Consider the following 18,590-nt stretch of genomic DNA (forward strand, 5'->3'; position numbering starts at 1 on the left):
TTATTTCAAGCCATACTCTGCTGCAAGTTTTTTAAATTCAGGAAGAGAATTCACAATTGTCTCATAGGATACACAATATGCAAGTCTCACATAACCGGGGCATGCGAAGGAGCTTCCCGGTACCATAAGGATGTTATATTTCTTACCGGCTTCACAGAAGGCTTTTTCGTCTTCAACCGGAGATTTTACAAAGAGATAGAATGCACCCTGTGGTTTGATACACTCAAATCCGCATTCTTTCAGGCCATTATAAAGTGCCTGCCGATTTTTATCATAAGCTGCAAGATCCGTCTTGGCGTCTACACATTTTGCAACTACCTTCTGGATCAGGGACGGTGCATTTACACAGCCAAGTGTACGGTTTGCAATGGTTGCTGCAGAGATCAGCTCTTCGCTTCCGTCTGCCTCATCAGGGATCACCAGATATCCGATACGTTCACCCGGAAGGGAAAGAGATTTGCTGTAGGAATAGCCCACAACAGTATTGTTATAATATTTTGTCAGGTATGGGACCTCCACGCCATCATAAGCCAGCTCACGGTATGGCTCATCGGAAATCAGGTAGATCACGGTTCCGAACTCTTTCTGTTTTGCTTCCAGGATTGCGGAAAGCTTCTTGATCGTTTCTTCTGAATATACAACTCCGGTAGGATTGTGTGGGGTGTTTACGATAACCGCTCTTGTCTTCGGTGTGATCTTCTGCTCAAACTCAGCGAGATTTGGCTGGAAGGTTGTGGTATCCGGAGAGATTTCCACAAGGACACCATCATAATTGCGGACATATGCACCGTATTCCAGAAAATATGGCGCAAAAACGATCACCTCTTCTCCAGGATTCAGGATTGTTTTCAGGATCACATTCAGTCCGCTTGCAGCACCGACAGTCATGATCAGATTCTTTGCGGAAAATTTCGTATCGAAACGTCTGTTGAGGGATTCTGCGATGGTCTGGCGTACATCCTCAAAGCCTGCGTTGCTCATATATCCGTGAAGAACTGTCGGATCAGTAGTGTTTACAAGCTCGATAATTGCTTCGCGGACGCTGTCCGGTGCCGGTACACTTGGATTTCCGAGACTGAAATCAAAAACCTTGTCTGCGCCGTATTTCGCACGGAGGCGGTTTCCTTCCTCAAACATCATACGGATGGCGGAATTATTTTTTACGTAGGGTTTCATTTTTTCTGATATCATTTTGTGCTCTCTCCTTTTATCCGATTTTACAGGGTTTCATATCATTATTTCTACCATAGTCAGAATCTGTTGTACTGTCTACAATTTTACCCCGTCTTGCTTCAGCGTGTCAATACTTTGTCCAGGTAAAGTGCTTCATATTTTCCTATGGACAATGCTAGTGTACCTGTTTATCTTCCGGTTTCGTTCGCACGATCCATACTGACAACGTGCTTCCCACCAGCGCGATCACGAATCCGGCCAGAACATCTGTCGGATAATGGACACCAAGATACAGTCTGGAAAATGCCACCAGTGCTGCCAGGACTACTGCCGGGATTCCGAATTTCTTCGGAAGCATCCGAAGCATTACCAGAGCAACGGCAAAGGATGCTGTGGTGTGACCTGACGGAAAAGAGAAATCCTTCGGTTTGGTGATCATAGGGATGAGAGCTTCAATTTCCGCAAAAGGCCTTGGTCTTGCCACTATATTTTTGAGAAGCAGGTTGGTAACGATCGCCCCGAAGATCAGGGACAAGGCTGCCGCATAGCCTGTTTTTCTTGTCTTTGGAACAGCAAGAAGAACAACTGCACAGAGGATCCAGAACCATCCTCCGTTTCCCAGAAATGTAACAGATTTCATAAATGGTGTCAGCATATCCGTTCTTAAATATCGCTGGATCAGGAGAAGGATTTCTCCGTCCAGCTGTTGTATTGACTGTAAAATATTCATATACCTCTTACTGATCAGACGCTACCGCAATCTGCTTTGCCAGCTGTTCATAGCCATGCAGCTGCCCGGCAGTTTACCTGGTCAGATCAGCTTTCTCCTCTTTCTTTATTTTTCATTTCTTTATTTTTCAGCAGACAGAGCAGCTTTCTTTTATATTTCTGCATCTGCAGCTGTCTGATTTACTTATTATCTATTATACTGTATTTTTCTTGATTTTCTGATAACAAAAGCTAAATATTTTATAAATAAAACGCCCCTGCACTGCCGAAATTTCACACAGTACAGGGACATCTCCTTCCCGTTACTTAAAACTTTCTATATAAACTTTTCTTTTTCTTTCAGGATGGCTGCGCTTTACGCTCCGCGCTCTGCCTCCCGCTCCTTATAATGATGTGCCTCCTCCAGCATCATATCTTTCACCTTCATCAGTCGGATCTGAGTACTTCTCTCGTTCTCATCCAGCTTCATGGTGATGTATTTAATGTTTGCCCGGGCTTCCGGTATGATGACATGCTCCAGGGCATTTACACGACGCCTTGTTTTTTCGATCTCGGAAGCCATAAGCTGACAGGCCTTTTCCACTTCTGCCAGACGAAGCATATCCGGCAGGATATCTGCCAGGGATTTTACCGCTCCGTCCAAATCACTGGATGTAAAAGCAAAGCCATAGGAATAGATATCGTTAGCATCCGGTGTTCTTGTTTTGTATTCAAAAACAGGAATATCCACACTCATGACATTCTTTTTTCCGGTTTCCAGATAAACTTCCTGCTTGGGAGCCATCAGTGCCGTATTCAGCGTCTCCTCCGACATTCCTGCTTTTGCAATGACAAAATTGGTGTTGGCGCTTCGGATACCGGCTTCTACTTTTTTTCGCAGCTCCATATTCTCCCGTACCAGATCCAGGAACTGTCTCATCAGCTCGTCCCGCTTATCCTTCAGAAGCTTATGGCCACGTACTGCAGTCACCAGCTTCTTTTTCTGCTTCGTAAGCTCCATACGGGTAGGATTCACCTGTGTTGATGCCACAAATCATCCCCCCTTTATAATTTTCCGTAATACTGATCAAGGAATTTGTCATCGATACGTTTCAGCTCGCTTCTCGGAAGAATGGAAAGCAACTTCCAGCCGATGGCCAGTGTTTCCTCAATATCACGGTTAGCCTGATAGCCCTGGGAAACATATTCCTTCTCGAAAGCATCCGCAAATTTTGCATAGATCAGGTCAATATCGGAGAGAGCTGCCTCACCAAGAATGGTCATCAGCTCTTTGGCCTCTTTACCACGGGCATATGCAGCAAACAGCTGGTTCATGGTGTTTGCATGGTCTGCTCTTGTCTTGCCTTCACCGATACCCTTATCCTTCAGTCGTGACAGAGACGGAAGAACATCGATGGGCGGTGTGATTCCCTTACGGTAAAGCTCACGGCTCAGGATGATCTGTCCCTCTGTGATGTAACCGGTAAGGTCCGGGATCGGATGGGTCTTATCATCCTCAGGCATAGTCAGGATCGGAACCATGGTGATACTTCCTGATTTTCCTTTCTGACGGCCTGCACGCTCATAAAGAGAAGCAAGATCTGTGTACATATATCCGGGATATCCACGACGTCCCGGAACCTCCTTACGAGCCGCGGAAACCTCACGGAGCGCATCCGCATAGTTTGTGATATCCGTAAGGATTACCAATACGTGCATGTCTTTTTCGAAAGCAAGATATTCAGCCGCTGTCAGTGCCATTCGCGGAGTAGCGATACGCTCAACAGCCGGGTCATTTGCCAGGTTCACAAACAGAACAGTACGATCTATAGCTCCGGTTTCCTTAAAGCTCTCTACAAAGAAGTTTGACTCCTCGAAAGTGATACCCATGGCTGCAAATACAACGGCAAACTGCTCATCTTTTCCGCGAACCTTCGCCTGTCTTGCGATCTGTGCCGCAAGCTGTGCATGGGGAAGACCGGATGCGGAGAAGATCGGAAGCTTCTGTCCGCGTACCAGGGTGTTCAGGCCGTCAATCGCAGATACACCCGTCTGGATAAACTCCTCCGGATAGCTTCTGGCCGCCGGATTCATGGGAAGTCCGTTGATATCTCTTCTTTCCTCCGGAAGGATCTCCGGGCCGTCATCAATGGGACGTCCCAGTCCGTCAAAAACACGACCCAGCATATCGCCGGATACACCAAGCTCCATGCTCCGTCCCAGGAAACGTACCTTGCTGTTGGAAAGATTGATACCTGTAGAGCTCTCAAACAGCTGCACCAGAGCATTGCTTCCGTCGATCTCCAGAACACGGCATCTTCTTGTTTCGCCATCGGCAAGCTCGATCTCACCAAGCTCGTCAAATGCTACATCTTCAACGCCCCGTACCAGCATCAAAGGGCCGGCAACTTCCTGTATGGTCCTATATTCTTTTGGCATTTTACAGGCCCTCCTTTCCCAGAAGTTCTGCAGTCTCTGCTGCCAGCTGGCGGGTTACTTTCTCATATTCTGCTGCCAGCTGATCTTCTTTTGTATATTTATAACGACCGATCTGCTCACGTACCGGAAGCTTTACGATATCATTAATATCTGCGCCCTGTTTCAGCACATCCAGACCCGCATCATAAAATGCAAGTACCAGACGCATCATATTGTGCTGTTTTTCCAGAGATGTGTAGGTATCGATCTCGTGGAAAGAGTTCTGGTGGAGGAAATCCTCTCGGATAGAACGGGCTGCTTCCATTTTCAGGCGGTCACCCGGAGAAAGCGCATCCATACCTACCATCTTTACGATTTCTTCCAGCTCTGCCTCTTCCTGAAGAAGGGTCATCATTCTCTGACGGAGCTTCATCCAGTCATTCGCTACATTTTCGTCAAACCATCCGCCAACGCTGTCCAGATACAGAGAATAGCTGGTCAGCCAGTTGATCGCCGGGAAATGACGTTTGTATGCAAGGTTTGCGTCCAATCCCCAGAATACCTTTACGATTCGAAGTGTCGCCTGGGAAACCGGCTCGGAGATATCACCACCTGGAGGAGATACGGCGCCGATTGCTGTCAGGGCACCCTCTCTTCCGTCTTTTCCACTGCAGATCACATGTCCGGCACGCTCATAGAACTGTGCAAGACGGGAACCAAGATATGCAGGATAACCTTCCTCACCTGGCATCTCCTCCAGTCGTCCGGACATCTCACGGAGAGCCTCAGCCCATCTGGAAGTAGAATCTGCCATCAATGCTACGGAATATCCCATATCACGGAAATACTCCGCAATTGTAATACCTGTATAGATCGACGCCTCACGAGCTGCAACCGGCATATCTGAGGTATTGGCGATCAGAACCGTACGCTCCATCAGAGACTGTCCTGTTTTCGGATCCTTCAGCTCCGGGAACTCGTTCAGAACGTCTGTCATCTCATTTCCACGCTCACCGCAGCCGATATAGACCACGATATCTGCCTCAGCCCATTTTGCAAGCTGATGCTGGATAACCGTCTTGCCGCTTCCGAACGGGCCGGGAACTGCTGCCACACCACCCTTGGCAATAGGGAACATGGTATCAATAACACGCTGTCCTGTTACCAGAGGCTTGGCTGGCGGAAGTTTCTTCTTATATGGACGGCCACGTCGTACCGGCCAGTGCTGCATCAGGGTCAGCTCTTTATCGCCGTCTGCTGTGGAAAGAACTGCAACGGTCTCATCCACGGTAAACTCGCCGGATTTAATTTCCTTCAGAGTACCTTTCATATTGGGAGGTACCATAATCTTCTGTGTAACAACGATAGTCTCCTGAACGGTTCCAAGAACATCGCCGCCCTCCAGCTGATCTCCCACCTTCGCAACCGGAATAAAATTCCATTTTTTGTCCCGCTTCAGGGCAGGAACCTCAACGCCTCGTTTCAGGTTGTTGCTGCCTGCTACCTTCATGATGTCATCCAGCGGACGCTGGATTCCATCGTAAATGCTTGTAATAAGGCCAGGACCAAGCTCCACGGAAAGGGGCACCTCCATGGACTCTACCGGTTCTCCCGGACGAAGTCCTGAAGTCTCCTCATATACCTGTATGGAAGCCTCATCTTCATGCATCTCAATGATCTCACCGATCAGACGCTGGCTGCTTACACGAACCACGTCATACATATTTGCATCCCGCATACCCTTGGCAATTACCAGCGGTCCTGCCACCTTCTTAATGGTTCCTCTGCTCATCTGAACCAATCACCTGCTTTCTTGTCACTCATTACTGAAAAGAATATCGGAGCCAACTGCCGTCTCCACGGATTTCTTTACATTTTCGATACCTGCACCTGTATTTCCGGAAATTCCGGGAATCTGAATGATCGCAGGCATCAGCTCCTCACTGTATTTATTGATCTCTGCGGAAAGCTGGGCCGCCAGCTGTTCCGTAATATAAATAACCGCATATTCACCGGTCGCCAGACGGTTAAGCTTCTCTTTACCTTCTGCGGGATCCTCCACCGGAAAAGTATCAAGGCCAAGAGCCGCAAACCCGTAAATGCTGTTATAATCACCTAAAACTGCGATCTTATACATACATTTCCCTTGCCCTTTCCCGGATAAACTCTTCCGGAAGGCCGCTGCGCTTTCCGGTGAGAATGATCCGCACCGTCTTGATCTCATTTTCACGGGCAAGCACATAGGCTACCAGCGGTCCCAGTGAAAATGAATTGTACAGCTGAGGGCGGATGGTCTCCATGATCTGGTTATCACACCATCTCTCAAAAGCGGAAGCTGATTCCGCCAGTGCCAGAGCTCCGTCCCCATATTTCGTTTCTGCCAGATAACCCATGATCTGATCCATTCCGCTTACTGCCGCGTGGATCAGTCTCTCCTTATCCAGTGTGTCACATTCTGCCATGGCTTTTTTCATAAAGTCCGAACTTTTTCCTGTTTTGCAGGCACGGACTGCGATCCGGATATCTGCTACCGCTACCGTGGATTCCGCATACTGCCGGACGATCTCTTCTTTTGACCGTTCTCCGGCTTTTTTTATGGCATCCAGTGCTGCCCTGTCTACGATAATATCCGCAAGCTGTCCGTCTCTTGTGTGCAAAAAGGTCTCATAGGCTTCTCTTGCCGCTTCCCGCATATCCTCAGGAAAACGATCATATTCCTTATCCTTCAGGAATTTCACCATATCCTCTCCGTCAATGGAACAGTCGCTGAAAAAAATATTCGGCGCTGCCCCTTGCAGGATGCTTGCCTTCACAGCCGCTTTCAGGTTATGGAAAAGATCCTGATAAGAAAGAACAGAAAACACAGATCGGTCCGCTACCAGCGAATCCATGATCTCCCAGATCTTTTCTCTCTCCCGGGAAAGAATGGCATCCGCACCGGCTGCAGGATCACCGTTTCCCCAGCCCTTCTCTGTAAGGATCTGAAGGCACTGCTGCTCATCCTGACATGCCAGAAGCTGCTCAATCGCTGCCTGATTCAGAAGTCCGGTCTCCAGAACACGTATCCGCGCCACCGCATAGGCATAATCTTCACCAAACATCATTCACGCCCTCCTTTTTGCGATGGTGTTTTACGCAAACAAAATCTTTCTTACCTGATCCAGAAGCTCATCCCGCTTCTCTGCGAACATGGCATCAATGGAACAGTTTTCCTCAATGCCGCCGTATATCAGGATAAAACCTCCGTCTATGTTTCGGGTTTCACCGGAAATTTCCAGCACACCACCCTTTTTCTGTGCCAGGCTCTTTATTTCCTCACGGAAACCTGCCGGCATACGTTCCAGATCCTTTTTTGAAAAACAGATCTCTCCTTCTCTTGGAAGAAGATATTTCTCAGCCATATTCTTAAGGATCCCAAAATATTTTTCTTCATCCAGATTCTTCACACGGTCACAGGCATCTGCGATCACATTTCCGATCAGCTCCTGCTTGGCTGCAAGAACTGCGGTACGCTTCTTCATATCTGCAGCGGAAGCTGTCCGCTCTTCATAGCTTTTCACCTTTGCCCTGGACTGTTCTTCTCTCTGCTGCCGGATCTTATCTGCCTTTTCTCCGGCTTCCCTGAGGATCTCTGCGGCTTTTTTTTCCGCATCACTGATCGTAACGGCTGCAGAAGCATCGGCCTCTTCAAGAATCTGGCTTACCATCTTCTCTAATCCTGTCATGCTCTGCCCTCCTGATGAATCAAACCTGAATTCCGCTGACTGCAAGAATGGAGATCAGAAGAGCCAGAATCGCATATGTCTCAACCATTGCAGGGAAAAGCATGGCTTTACCGAACTGCTCCGGCTTCTTGGCTACGATACCGATGGAAGCTACGGAAGTTTTTCCCTGATGGATTGCAGAAAGAAGACCTGCGATAGCGATCGGAAGACAAGCCACAAAGATCATAAGACCGGTTTCCAGGGAAATATCAGCAACACCGCCGCCCAGGATACCAACCTTGGAAAGTGCAAGGAATGCTACCAGCAGTCCGTAAATACCCTGAGTACCGGGAAGAAGCTGAAGAAGCAGAACCTTAGCAAATTTGTCCGGGTCTTCTGTTACAACACCTGCTGCTGCACGGCCGGCTGTACCAACACCGATGGCGGAACCTATACCTGCAAGAGCTACGGAAATTGCTGCTCCCAATAATGCCCAAACGATACCACTCATAATATTAATCCTCCTTAATATCTACATATTTTGTATTTTCGCGGAAGGGGTGGAACTCTTTTCCTCCGCCCTCAAAGAATTTGCCGAAAAACTCTACGTACTGTAATCGGCAGGTGTGCACGTATGCACCCAGAAGATTGATCAGAAGGTTAAAGATATGACCAATCACAAATACAAGGATAAATACGATCCATCCCAGAATACTGTCTCCCAGCATACTTCCCATCTGGTTCATAACTGATGCGATAACTCCGGTGGCAAGTCCCAGGGCCAGAAGTCTGGAATAGGAAAGGATATCACTGACCCATCCCGTGATATTATAAAGATCGTAGGCTCCAAGCGCCAGCCTCAGGAATGGATTCTTCTTATCTCTTCCTGACATAAAGAGAATTCCCACCGCACCGATGATCGCCATCCATTTTCCGACCTGTATCACTGCCGGTGAAAGGTTCAGATCCATCTGAGAAATAGAACGGAACATGCTGCTTGGGATAAAGATCAGGATCAGTCCCATAAGAAGCAGGAACCAGAGTACTACGTCACAGAAAAAGTCGAGATATTTTCTGTCACGTAACAACATGTAGCCCTTAAGACCCATTCCCAGAAACATATGGATCAGGCCAAACAGCATGGAGAACACCAGAAGTCGCATTGGCTCATTTAACGGTGCAAACCATACCGGCTTCACCGTGACCGGCCTGTGCAGATATACCTTCGAAAATACATCGATAAAATCTCCGAAATATCCGCCAAACATCACGCCCCAGAACAAAGTGGACAATCCACAGTACATAAAAAGCCGGATGGATTTCTGCATTCCGCTCTCCATCCTGGGGAACTTCAGAAGTACTCCCAGACAGACTGCAAAGACGATCAGTCCATATGCTGCGTCTGACAGCATCAGTCCGAAAAGAAATACATAGCAGGCTGTCATGATCGTGGAAGGATCGATCTCTCCCTTTCCGGGAAGACCAAACGCTGCCAGAACTCCCTCTCCTGCTGCTCCGAATTTACCGTTCTGAAGGGCAACCGGAACATTTTCTCCCTCAGCATCTTCTGCTTCAAAAACAATATCGTACTTCTCCGTAAGCCGTTTCTCCATTGCAGAAACCTGTTTCTTCGGAAGATATCCTGTCACAAAAAAAGTGCTCTCCGACTGGCGGAGCTGTCCTAATACCTCATATTTCTGTGCACGGATCCGGAAATAATCGGACAAAAGCTGAAGAGAGCTCTTCCTGTCATGAAGAGCGCGTATCTGTTCCCGGATCTGTTCGGACTCTTCCTGAATGCGTACCACTTCATTCTTAAGGTTCTCCAGCTCCTGTGCCGGAACCTCTGATACCAGCTGTGCCGGTCTTGCAAATCCCTGCATCCGAAGCGCTTCTTCCAGTTCCTGTGCCTGTGCTTTCAGGCAGACAACCACCAGGCTCAGCTTACCGGCGTCATTTGAGATTTCCCGAATGTCAAAGGCTTCAAGCTGTGGTGCATCCGCTGCCAGCTGACTGTATACCTGATCCAGAGTTATATTTCCGTCAATACTTCCCACAAGTACCGCTGCTTTCGCTGTACCGCTGAAGTTCATCGGAATATCCAGCTTCAGCCATGGAGCAAGAGCTGCTTCCTGCTGTTCTAGCTTAACTGCCGCCGCACTGTTCTCTGTAAGCTTTTTCCGGTATCCCTGGATTTCTCTGGCTGTTCTCAGGATCTCTTCCTGATCCCGGATAGCTTCTTCCTCCTGCTTCCTTCCGATCAGCGGTTTCCCTGCCAGGGATGCCAGCATGGATTGCTTTTCCTTCGAAAATTCATCCAGTATTTCGATTGCCTGATCACAAAGGGATGCGTTCTTCTCAAAGATCAGCCGGGCATTCATAGTATCCATCGTCTTAAGCTCCGGATCCAATTCCGCTGCATCGATCTCCAATACTCCAAGTGACTGCAGTTCTTCCAATATGGCCTTACGGTTCTTTTTCATTGCGCAGATACTGATTCGCTGCATCTGCAATACTGCCATTTTCGCACTCCCCCTCTCAGAACAAACTGTCCATTACTGCCTGTATCGCCTGCTCGTGCTTCGACTCCGCTTTCTTTTTCAAAGCTGCAAGCTCCTCCTCTACTTGTCCAACGACAGTGTTCTCTGTACTGTGTGCACGTTCTTCGGCTGCTTTCATATCAGATGCCGCCTGTTCGCCGGCGGCTGTTTCCGCCTTTCTGATAATATTCTCTGCCTCTTTCTCAGCTTCGCTGATGATACTCTGTGCACGGACGGATGCATCCTTTATCTTCTGCTGTGCTTTTGCCTCCGCCTCTTTCACTGCCTTGATCGTTTCCTGGATCATCTGATCACCGCCTCTCTGCATATCCAAATTGTACCACAATCGCTTTTTCAAAACAATGTTTATTATGCAATTTAACGATAAATTTATTTGTATTGTGTCAAAAAGTCGTCATATATGTTATATTTTTTGCCATTTTTTCGCACACTTTTTATTTGTTTATTCTATTCATATTTTTTATTTTTATTCAAAAAAGCCATCAGCCCGATGAAAATGTTTTTTACATCTTCATCGGGCTGATGGCTTTCAGTTATGAACAGGCAATAAATGTGAACTGCCTCATCCGACCAAATTACAACCGCTATCTGTTAATTATACAGATAATTTGTAATGTCTTCGCTTTTAATATTCTCAGCATCGATCCATACCGGATCAAGTAAAACCTTCTTATCAATCTTTGTTTCCTTCTTCGGTGCAGTAGACTGAATAGCCGCCCACATTGTCTGATATCCCATCGCATAAGGATTCTGGGAAAGCACTCCCAGCTCTTCCCCTTTCTGGATCGCTTCCTGCTGTTTGCTGGTTGCATCTACGCCTACCATAGCAACTTTATTTTCTCCTGTGTCCTTATTTACCTCCAGAAACATTTCAGAAACCTCGGCATTGGTGCAGAAAACGCCATCCAATGCCGGATATTTATCCAGAACTTCCTTCATGGCTTCCTTCATATCATCAACCTGGTCAGAATATACTGTTTCCACCACTTTAATATCCGTATAATTTGCAATATTATCCAGAAATCCCTTTACACGCTCCTGCGCGCTCTGTGTTTTCTCCTGTGCGGAAAAAACAGCCACATTTCCCATTTTTCCAATGGCGCTGCCAAGCTTATATGCCGCATATTTGCCGATCTGTGTATTGTCTGTTCCACGGAAAGCTCTGACCAGCTTCGTATCACTGACATTGGAATCAAATGCGACCACCGGAATTCCGTTCTCTTTCGCTGCTTCCAGCTGTGCCTGACAGGAATCCATATCTCCGGCAGAAAGACACACTACAGATGGATTCTCAGCGATCACTGCATCAAGAGTATTAATCTGACTTTCTACGTCCTCTTCATCATCCGGACCCTCAAAGGTCATCGTGATCTGCTTGTCTTTTTTGAAACCATACGCTTCATTTACGTCCTTGACAGCAGCTTCCATTCCTTCTTTTACTTTATTCCAGAACTCGCCTTTTTTGCTTTTGCTGACAACAGCTATTCTGGCACCTTCTTCAATAGAAAGAGTGTCATCGATCTCAGGGATCAGCGGGCTTTTTTCTTCTTCCACTTCGGTTGCTTCAGGGGTTTCCTGGACATCTGCTACAATCGGTGCAACAAGCTTTTCTACTTCTTCTTTCTGACAGCCTGTCAGCAGGGTTGCCACAGCCAACAAGGCTGCTGACGCTACTGCAGCTCTTTTCATTGTAATCTCCTCTTCCTCGCTGGTTACTGTTCTTTATCGTCTGCCTTGTCCGTCCACAGTAACTTATACTTTACAAAAATCTTACATTTGGTTACTTGCTTTTTACATTATACACTTTTTCGTATTTCCGTCCAGAGTTTTTACACTTTTTTCACAAAATCCAGAAACGCGCTTCCCTGTGGCTCTGTTTCAAACTTCATCATTTTTCCTGTTCTGGGGTGTTTGAATTCCAGACAACTGGAACAAAGTCCCAGTGATGTACCTTTTTCTCCCGAAGGATTATATTTCTGGTCTCCGAGAAGGGGCAGTCCCTCATGAGAAAGCTGCACACGGATCTGATGATGCCGACCTGTTTCCAGCCTGATCTTAAGAAGTGTCCGGGATTTTCCGTTTATCTCCTGCTGATCCAGAACTTTATAGTGAAGGATCGCTTTTTTTGCTCCCGGTGTATTGGCAGACACCACCTGAGACATGTTGGCTTTTCCATTTTTTTTCAGATAGTCTGTAAGAGTCCCTTCTGAGCTCTTTGCTTTTCCCTCTGTTACTGCCAGGTAATATTTTCCGGCGCCTCCTGCCATCATCTGTTTACTCAAATTTCCTGCTGCTTCGAATGTTTTCGCAAATACAAGAATGCCTTCTACCGGCTGATCAAGGCGATGTACTACTCCCAGATATGGAATCTTTCCCGGTGTTTTTTGTGCCAGATAATTTTTCAGGGCACTTTCCATATCCATTGTTCCTATTTTTGCTGCCTGCACCGGCATTCCTGCTGTTTTTCTGCACACAAGGATCTCTTTGTCTTCATATAAAATATTTTCTTCAATCTGATAATTCCACATATTTTCTCATCTTACTTCCTTTCTCACAGAAGTATAACTGATGATGTTTTTGATGGCAACTGATAAATATAACTGTCCGTAAAAATCTCTGATTGAAAATTTTGCTCTCTGCTCGGATCATATTATTTTATCCAGGGCTTTTCGGAACGGTTATATACTTAATATATGCAATCTTATATACACAACGAGACGGTCATCACTTTTTTTACTTTTACAGTTTCCAAAAATGATGACCGTCTCAACACTCTTCGTTATTCAATTTTTCTTCCTCTTCGTTCTTTCGAATAAAGTTTTCTTGTTATACTTATTATACTTATCAATCGAAATCTTTGATTTTATATACTTTATAAAATAATTTCGATTCTCTTTATTCAATTTTGAAATTTTTCTTTTTCAGATTCTCTCTTCTTTTTTATTTCCTGCTCATAAACGACTGATATATGTAAGTATATCTCTTCGATTATTTAGAAAGTTTTATAGATCAGAAATCATTTTTTACGATGTTTGATTTCCTGTTTATCTGAAGAATTTCGGTGGTTATACTTTTTCCTGTTCACTAAACAATTCTGGACTTAACTTCTTAAATTCAAAACCATTTGTCATCTCTGTACTTTGCGATCTGCTGATTCAAATCGACCTATTGGGATTTTCTCCTCTGCAGTTCTTTAAAGTATCCTGAAAAAAAGTTCCTGCCCGATTCTTCTGTTTTTAATATCCTCTCAGATATTCTTCTGATGCAAAGCTTCAATCCATATCCTAATGGTTCTGATATGCATTTCAAAGTATCGTTCTCATCTTCACGTTTGTTCTTGGAATCTCTTCTTTCCAACGAACCGGTGAGTTGAGGGTTTTACTCTTTCGGGAAATATTTCTTTACATATTTCCTGAAATCTTTGTATCAGGTGTGTGACAGTTGTTCAATATGAGTTACCGATTCTATATTACCTGAAATACTGATTTCCTTTTGTTTCTGATTTCTTAAAATATAAGTAAGATTTAAGAGGATCTTATTTATATTTCATAAAAGAAACTTCTGTTTTCTTAAGGTGTATCATATGTGATCTGTATCAGGTCTTTCTTGCAGGAAATCCGGTTCCTGTCACTCTCATATTGATGATGGTGTTTGTTTATGTTCCCACTGGAATCACCTTTTCCTTTCTTCATCCTTCATGTGCATCTATGCTATGAATTGAATGATTTTCTTTTTTGTTTTTTGTTTTTCTCTTGTTGTTTTTGATGGTCTTATAATAACATCGTTGCGGGTATTTGTCAATACATTTTTGTGTTTTTATGCTATTATTTTTATTTATTTGTTTTATTAGGTGTTTATATTTTATAATTTGTTTGTATTTTTTATTATTTTCTGTTAATTTATACTATTGTGAAGTTGTGAAGGTAGGGTATGTCGCGAACGGACGGCCGGGAAGGACGGGCGGGGCGAGTGAGGCTTCGGAGGTCTAGTGCTTCTGAGGCTGCAGGGATTCTGCTAAAACCGCTGAAAAAATCCCAGAACTCGCTAACGCTCAAACAGCTGGGATTTTTCCAGCAACGCAGCCTCCCCGCGGCCTAAGAAGTACTACGACTCCTGCAGAGTCACCCGCCCCGCCCGTCCTTCCCGGCCTGACTTTCGAACATGGAAAGTTAGTTAGAAAAGTTTCTGTGTGACTGTATTGGCCCTGCAAACATTGCAATGTTTGCAGGGGATTGAGATGTTGTTGAGCTTTTCTTGATATTTTTACCGGGGCTGGGGTTTGTCTCTGGGAATGTCAGCGTGAGGTGTCCTGTGGTGAGCAGAGGCTTCGGAGTGAGCCTTTGGTCATACTTGGCGGCTGAGGTGACCTGTGGAAAGGTATTCTGCGGATACAGGCCGCAGAATAAGGCCCATCTGTCTGAGCCAGGTACGCATCAGCGTACATGGCGAGTTATGGGCCGGCCTTTTCACAGGTTGCCTCAGACGCTTAGTATGACCAGGCGAAACGACAGCCTCTGCTCACCACAGGACACCTCACGCGTCCGCATCATCCACATCCCATAAATAAGTATCCATAACCCTAAAAACTTCCCAAAACCACACCCCAAAAACAAAAAGCAGACCGGCAACCTCGATCAAAACGGTCACCAGTCTGCAAAACAACACGGAAATTCTTAAATTACTATATTCCGCTCTGCAGCATATTCATGAACACACTTCCATCACCTTCACGCTCTATATGTGTTCAATCCCTGCATCTATTTACGATTATAATTGATCAGACAACCCTTAAGGATGATCTCTCTCTCATCATCTGTCAACTCACCCAGAGTTACATCGAACTCCTTCAGAGCGTCACCTTCAACAGTATATCCCTTGATCACGTCTGCTTTTTCCTCAACCGCCTTGCGGATTCCCGGGAAGAACAGATAATCACCGTTCTTGAACGGAAGATCTCCGGACGGGATCAGGAATGGAAGCATACCCCAGTTGATCAGATTGGAACGATACCTCTTGGTTGCATACTCATTGGCAATGTTTGCCCATCCGCCAAGTACCTTCTGGCAGGATGCAGCCTGCTCTCTGGCAGAGCCATCGCCCGGTTTCACTGCAAAGATAGTACTTCCTACGCCAAGGTTGGTCTTATCTACATCCGGATAAGTCTTGTTGATGGTTTTAATAACCGGTTTCAGTTCCGGAACAGCCTCTGCCGGGCAGTTACCTGCCTGGATTGCCTTCTGTGCTGCCTGGATCTCTTTTGCACGGCCAACATAAGCCGGATCCTTTCTGGACAGTGTGAACTCTGCAAGTCCAAGCGGATTGGAACGGTAGGAGGATGTCTCACCGGACGGGATCAGCTCGTCAGTGGTAGTAACCGGATCGTGGATCTCGGAAACAACCTTCAGGATCAGGTTATCTGCAAGTGCAGCCATCTCCGGCCAGTCTTTGATGTTCGGGCCAAACTGGATCTCAACGCTTGGATCTGCCACGCCCTTGCTGTCAAATACACGGTTCTCGTAGATAGACTTATCGAAGTAGTATTTATGCTCGGAATAGCTTCCGTCAAACTCCTCTGCTGAGGTAAGGAATCCCTTGTTTGCTGCTGTAGCTGCAATGGAACGTGCATCCATAAGTGCAACCGAAGAGATCTGACCGTTCTGGATCTTGGAGCCTTCACGGTTCGGGAAGTTTCTGGTTGTATGACGGATACTGAATGCATTGTTTGCAGGTGTATCTCCGGCGCCGAAGCACGGTCCGCAGAATGCAGTTTTCACAACTGCGCCTGTTCCGATCAGTTCTGCAAGAACACCATTCTTAGCCAGTTCCATGTAGATTGGAGTACTTGCCGGGTATACACTTAAGGTGAAGGCATCATGGCCGATATTTTTGCCCTTGAGGATATCTGCTGCAGCGCAGATATTCTCGAATCCACCGCCTGCACAGCCGGCGATGATTCCCTGCTCAACATAAAGCTTGCCATCAACTACCTTGTCTCTCAATGTGAACGGAATCTTTCCGTCAAGGCTTACCTGTGCTCTCTTCTCCACATCTGCAAGGATATCGTCAAGGTTTGCCTTCAGCTCATCGATGGTGTAGGTGTTACTTGGGTGGAACGGCATTGCGATCATTGGTTTGATCTCACTGAGGTCGATCTCTACACAGCCGTCATAGTATGCAACGTTGCCCGGTTTCAGTTCTTTGTAATCCTCCGGTCTTCCGTGGATCGCATAGAATTCCTCGATCTTCGCATCTGTCTGCCAGATGGAGGAAAGACATGTGGTTTCTGTTGTCATAACATCAACACCGATACGGAAATCTGCGCTTAAGCTGGCAACGCCTGGTCCAACGAACTCCATAACCTTATTCTTCACATAGCCGTTGGCAAAAACCTCGCCGATGATGGCAAGCGCAACATCCTGCGGTCCTACACCCGGACGTGGAGCACCTTTCAGATAAATAGCAACTACTCCTGGCATATTAATATCGTATGTCTGGCAGAGAAGCTGTTTTACAAGCTCCGGTCCGCCCTCTCCCATAGCCATGGTTCCAAGTGCTCCGTATCTTGTATGACTGTCGGAACCGAGGATCATCTTTCCGCCGCCTGCAAGCATTTCTCTTGCAAACTGATGGATAACTGCCTGATGAGGCGGTACATAAACTCCGCCGTACTTTTTGGCACAGGTGAGACCAAACATGTGGTCATCTTCATTGATGGTTCCGCCTACTGCACAGAGGGAGTTATGGCAGTTGGTCAGTACATATGGTACTGGGAACTTCTCAAGTCCTGAAGCTCTTGCAGTCTGGATGATTCCCACAAATGTAATATCATGGGAAGTCAGTTTATCGAATTTGATCTGAAGTTTCTCCATGTTATCGGATTTATTATGAGCCTTGAGAATAGAATATGCGATGGTATTCTTAGCAGCCTCTTCTTTCGCTACAGGCAGATCAGCCTGGTTCTCGGGAATGATTTCCTGTCCGTTCTGAAGATAAACGCCGGTATCGTAAAGTTTCATTTCGGTTCCTCCAATCTGTAATGATTCTTTTTTTCATAATTTCGTTTATTATAGAGGATTTTTACACATTAGTCAATAAAAGTGAGGTGGGCTGATGCATTGTTTTATGTACAAAATCCGGGCGTATGAATTTTTTTCTATTTTGTAATTCATCAGGGCCAAGCGGATATTCGCAGCCTCGCAAGGATATTGCCAGTGAACAATAACGAGAACTTCCTTGATTTGATTGAGATCTGGATTATTTTAATCGACTTTCCATTATTTTCAAAGTAACATTAAAAGAAAAGGCAGGGAGGATTTTTGCTTATGAAAAAGAAAAAAATATGGGCCAAATTAACGGCCGCGATATCTGTCGTAGCGATGCTGATATCGCCAGTAACGGTTTCTGCTGATATGTCACATATTCAGACTTATCAGGAGTAGAAGAATCATCCGGGTGGTCTGGCTTATTTCAGCCCGGCAGCTAATTTTGGCTGGCCAAAAACAGCAACCACGGTGAATGTTTTACCGGAGCTTAGGAATGATGATCATATAACCTGGAAAATTCCATCTCAGATCACAATAAATTATAATTATAATCCTAATAAATTGCAGTTTCGGCATATGGAGATGGACCTGGATATTCAGGGTAAATGGAATTCCGGCGGCGGTTCCTACAGCACTGTAGTCGTAGAAAAGGGCGGTGCGCTGACGATAGATAAAAATGATGCACCTAGTCAATCGGTTACTTTTGATAACCTGACAGTAAAAAATGGCGGTACATTAAATGTGAATACCCTTACATATTTTCAGCCGGATGATGTATTTAACTTGGAAAAAGGTGCAGTCGTAAATGGAAATCTTTATCTGGATGGTGGAACTCTGAATTCGAAGGGAGCTACTATAAACGGCTGTCTTGATGTAAGCGGTAATCCAGAATGTAAGTGCTTCAAAAGAGGGCGTAGTGCATAACAGAAGTTTTTTTGTTATACTCACTACAGATTCATTTGAAGCACTTTTTATTTCGTATT

General features: G+C 45.8%; 15 protein-coding genes. 1 reads left to right on the forward strand and 14 read right to left on the reverse strand.

What is annotated here, in order from left to right; genetic code table 11:
• The 14 genes from ACTNDQ_RS11015 to ACTNDQ_RS11080 form a co-directional block, all read right to left on the reverse strand.
• Nucleotides 1–1,191, reverse strand: coding sequence for a pyridoxal phosphate-dependent aminotransferase (locus ACTNDQ_RS11015; protein ID WP_092069757.1), 1,191 nt, complete (start codon nucleotides 1,189–1,191; stop codon nucleotides 1–3).
• A gap of 157 nt (nucleotides 1,192–1,348) precedes the next feature.
• The gene (locus tag ACTNDQ_RS11020; RefSeq protein ID WP_021652681.1) at nucleotides 1,349–1,903 is read right to left on the reverse strand and encodes a phosphatase PAP2 family protein; all 555 of its coding nucleotides are present in this window, start codon (nucleotides 1,901–1,903) and stop codon (nucleotides 1,349–1,351) included.
• A 354-nt stretch (nucleotides 1,904–2,257) separates the two neighbouring features.
• Nucleotides 2,258–2,932, reverse strand: a complete 675-nt coding sequence (locus tag ACTNDQ_RS11025; protein WP_022427340.1) for a V-type ATP synthase subunit D — start codon at nucleotides 2,930–2,932, stop codon at nucleotides 2,258–2,260.
• A gap of 14 nt (nucleotides 2,933–2,946) precedes the next feature.
• Nucleotides 2,947–4,320, reverse strand: a complete 1,374-nt coding sequence (locus tag ACTNDQ_RS11030) for a V-type ATP synthase subunit B (protein ID WP_278794930.1) — start codon at nucleotides 4,318–4,320, stop codon at nucleotides 2,947–2,949.
• A gap of 1 nt (nucleotide 4,321) precedes the next feature.
• Nucleotides 4,322–6,091: a V-type ATP synthase subunit A gene (locus ACTNDQ_RS11035; protein ID WP_278794927.1), complete on the reverse strand. Its 1,770-nt coding sequence runs from the start codon at nucleotides 6,089–6,091 to the stop codon at nucleotides 4,322–4,324.
• Between the two features lie 24 nt (nucleotides 6,092–6,115).
• Complete coding sequence (locus tag ACTNDQ_RS11040) at nucleotides 6,116–6,436, reverse strand: V-type ATP synthase subunit F (protein ID WP_441064613.1); 321 nt, start codon at nucleotides 6,434–6,436, stop codon at nucleotides 6,116–6,118.
• A complete protein-coding gene (locus ACTNDQ_RS11045; protein WP_015526257.1) occupies nucleotides 6,429–7,400 on the reverse strand; it encodes a V0D/AC39 family V-type ATPase subunit in 972 nt (323 codons plus the stop codon). The genes ACTNDQ_RS11040 and ACTNDQ_RS11045 overlap by 8 nt, the downstream gene beginning before the upstream one ends.
• Before the next feature lie 30 nt (nucleotides 7,401–7,430).
• Nucleotides 7,431–8,024 (reverse strand): V-type ATP synthase subunit E, encoded by a 594-nt coding sequence (locus ACTNDQ_RS11050; protein WP_015526258.1) that lies wholly within the window; start codon nucleotides 8,022–8,024, stop codon nucleotides 7,431–7,433.
• 19 nt (nucleotides 8,025–8,043) lie between these two features.
• The gene (locus ACTNDQ_RS11055) at nucleotides 8,044–8,514 is read right to left on the reverse strand and encodes a V-type ATP synthase subunit K (protein WP_015526259.1); all 471 of its coding nucleotides are present in this window, start codon (nucleotides 8,512–8,514) and stop codon (nucleotides 8,044–8,046) included.
• Between the two features lie 4 nt (nucleotides 8,515–8,518).
• On the reverse strand, nucleotides 8,519–10,525 hold the full coding sequence (locus ACTNDQ_RS11060) for a V-type ATP synthase subunit I (protein WP_278603467.1): 2,007 nt from the start codon (nucleotides 10,523–10,525) through the stop codon (nucleotides 8,519–8,521).
• A gap of 16 nt (nucleotides 10,526–10,541) precedes the next feature.
• Complete coding sequence (locus tag ACTNDQ_RS11065; protein WP_441064614.1) at nucleotides 10,542–10,877, reverse strand: hypothetical protein; 336 nt, start codon at nucleotides 10,875–10,877, stop codon at nucleotides 10,542–10,544.
• A gap of 278 nt (nucleotides 10,878–11,155) precedes the next feature.
• The gene (locus ACTNDQ_RS11070; protein ID WP_278794915.1) at nucleotides 11,156–12,253 is read right to left on the reverse strand and encodes a substrate-binding domain-containing protein; all 1,098 of its coding nucleotides are present in this window, start codon (nucleotides 12,251–12,253) and stop codon (nucleotides 11,156–11,158) included.
• A gap of 140 nt (nucleotides 12,254–12,393) precedes the next feature.
• Complete coding sequence (locus ACTNDQ_RS11075) at nucleotides 12,394–13,092, reverse strand: RluA family pseudouridine synthase (RefSeq protein WP_441064615.1); 699 nt, start codon at nucleotides 13,090–13,092, stop codon at nucleotides 12,394–12,396.
• A 2,229-nt stretch (nucleotides 13,093–15,321) separates the two neighbouring features.
• Nucleotides 15,322–17,580 (reverse strand): hydratase, encoded by a 2,259-nt coding sequence (locus tag ACTNDQ_RS11080; RefSeq protein ID WP_118608884.1) that lies wholly within the window; start codon nucleotides 17,578–17,580, stop codon nucleotides 15,322–15,324.
• A gap of 603 nt (nucleotides 17,581–18,183) precedes the next feature.
• Between ACTNDQ_RS11080 and ACTNDQ_RS11085 the strand changes: the two genes are divergently transcribed.
• On the forward strand, nucleotides 18,184–18,531 hold the full coding sequence (locus tag ACTNDQ_RS11085; RefSeq protein WP_441064616.1) for a hypothetical protein: 348 nt from the start codon (nucleotides 18,184–18,186) through the stop codon (nucleotides 18,529–18,531).
• Nucleotides 18,532–18,590 lie beyond the last annotated feature (59 nt).

The organism is Blautia massiliensis (ex Liu et al. 2021) (assembly GCF_052064225.1).
Lineage (GTDB): Bacteria > Bacillota > Clostridia > Lachnospirales > Lachnospiraceae > Blautia_A > Blautia_A fusiformis.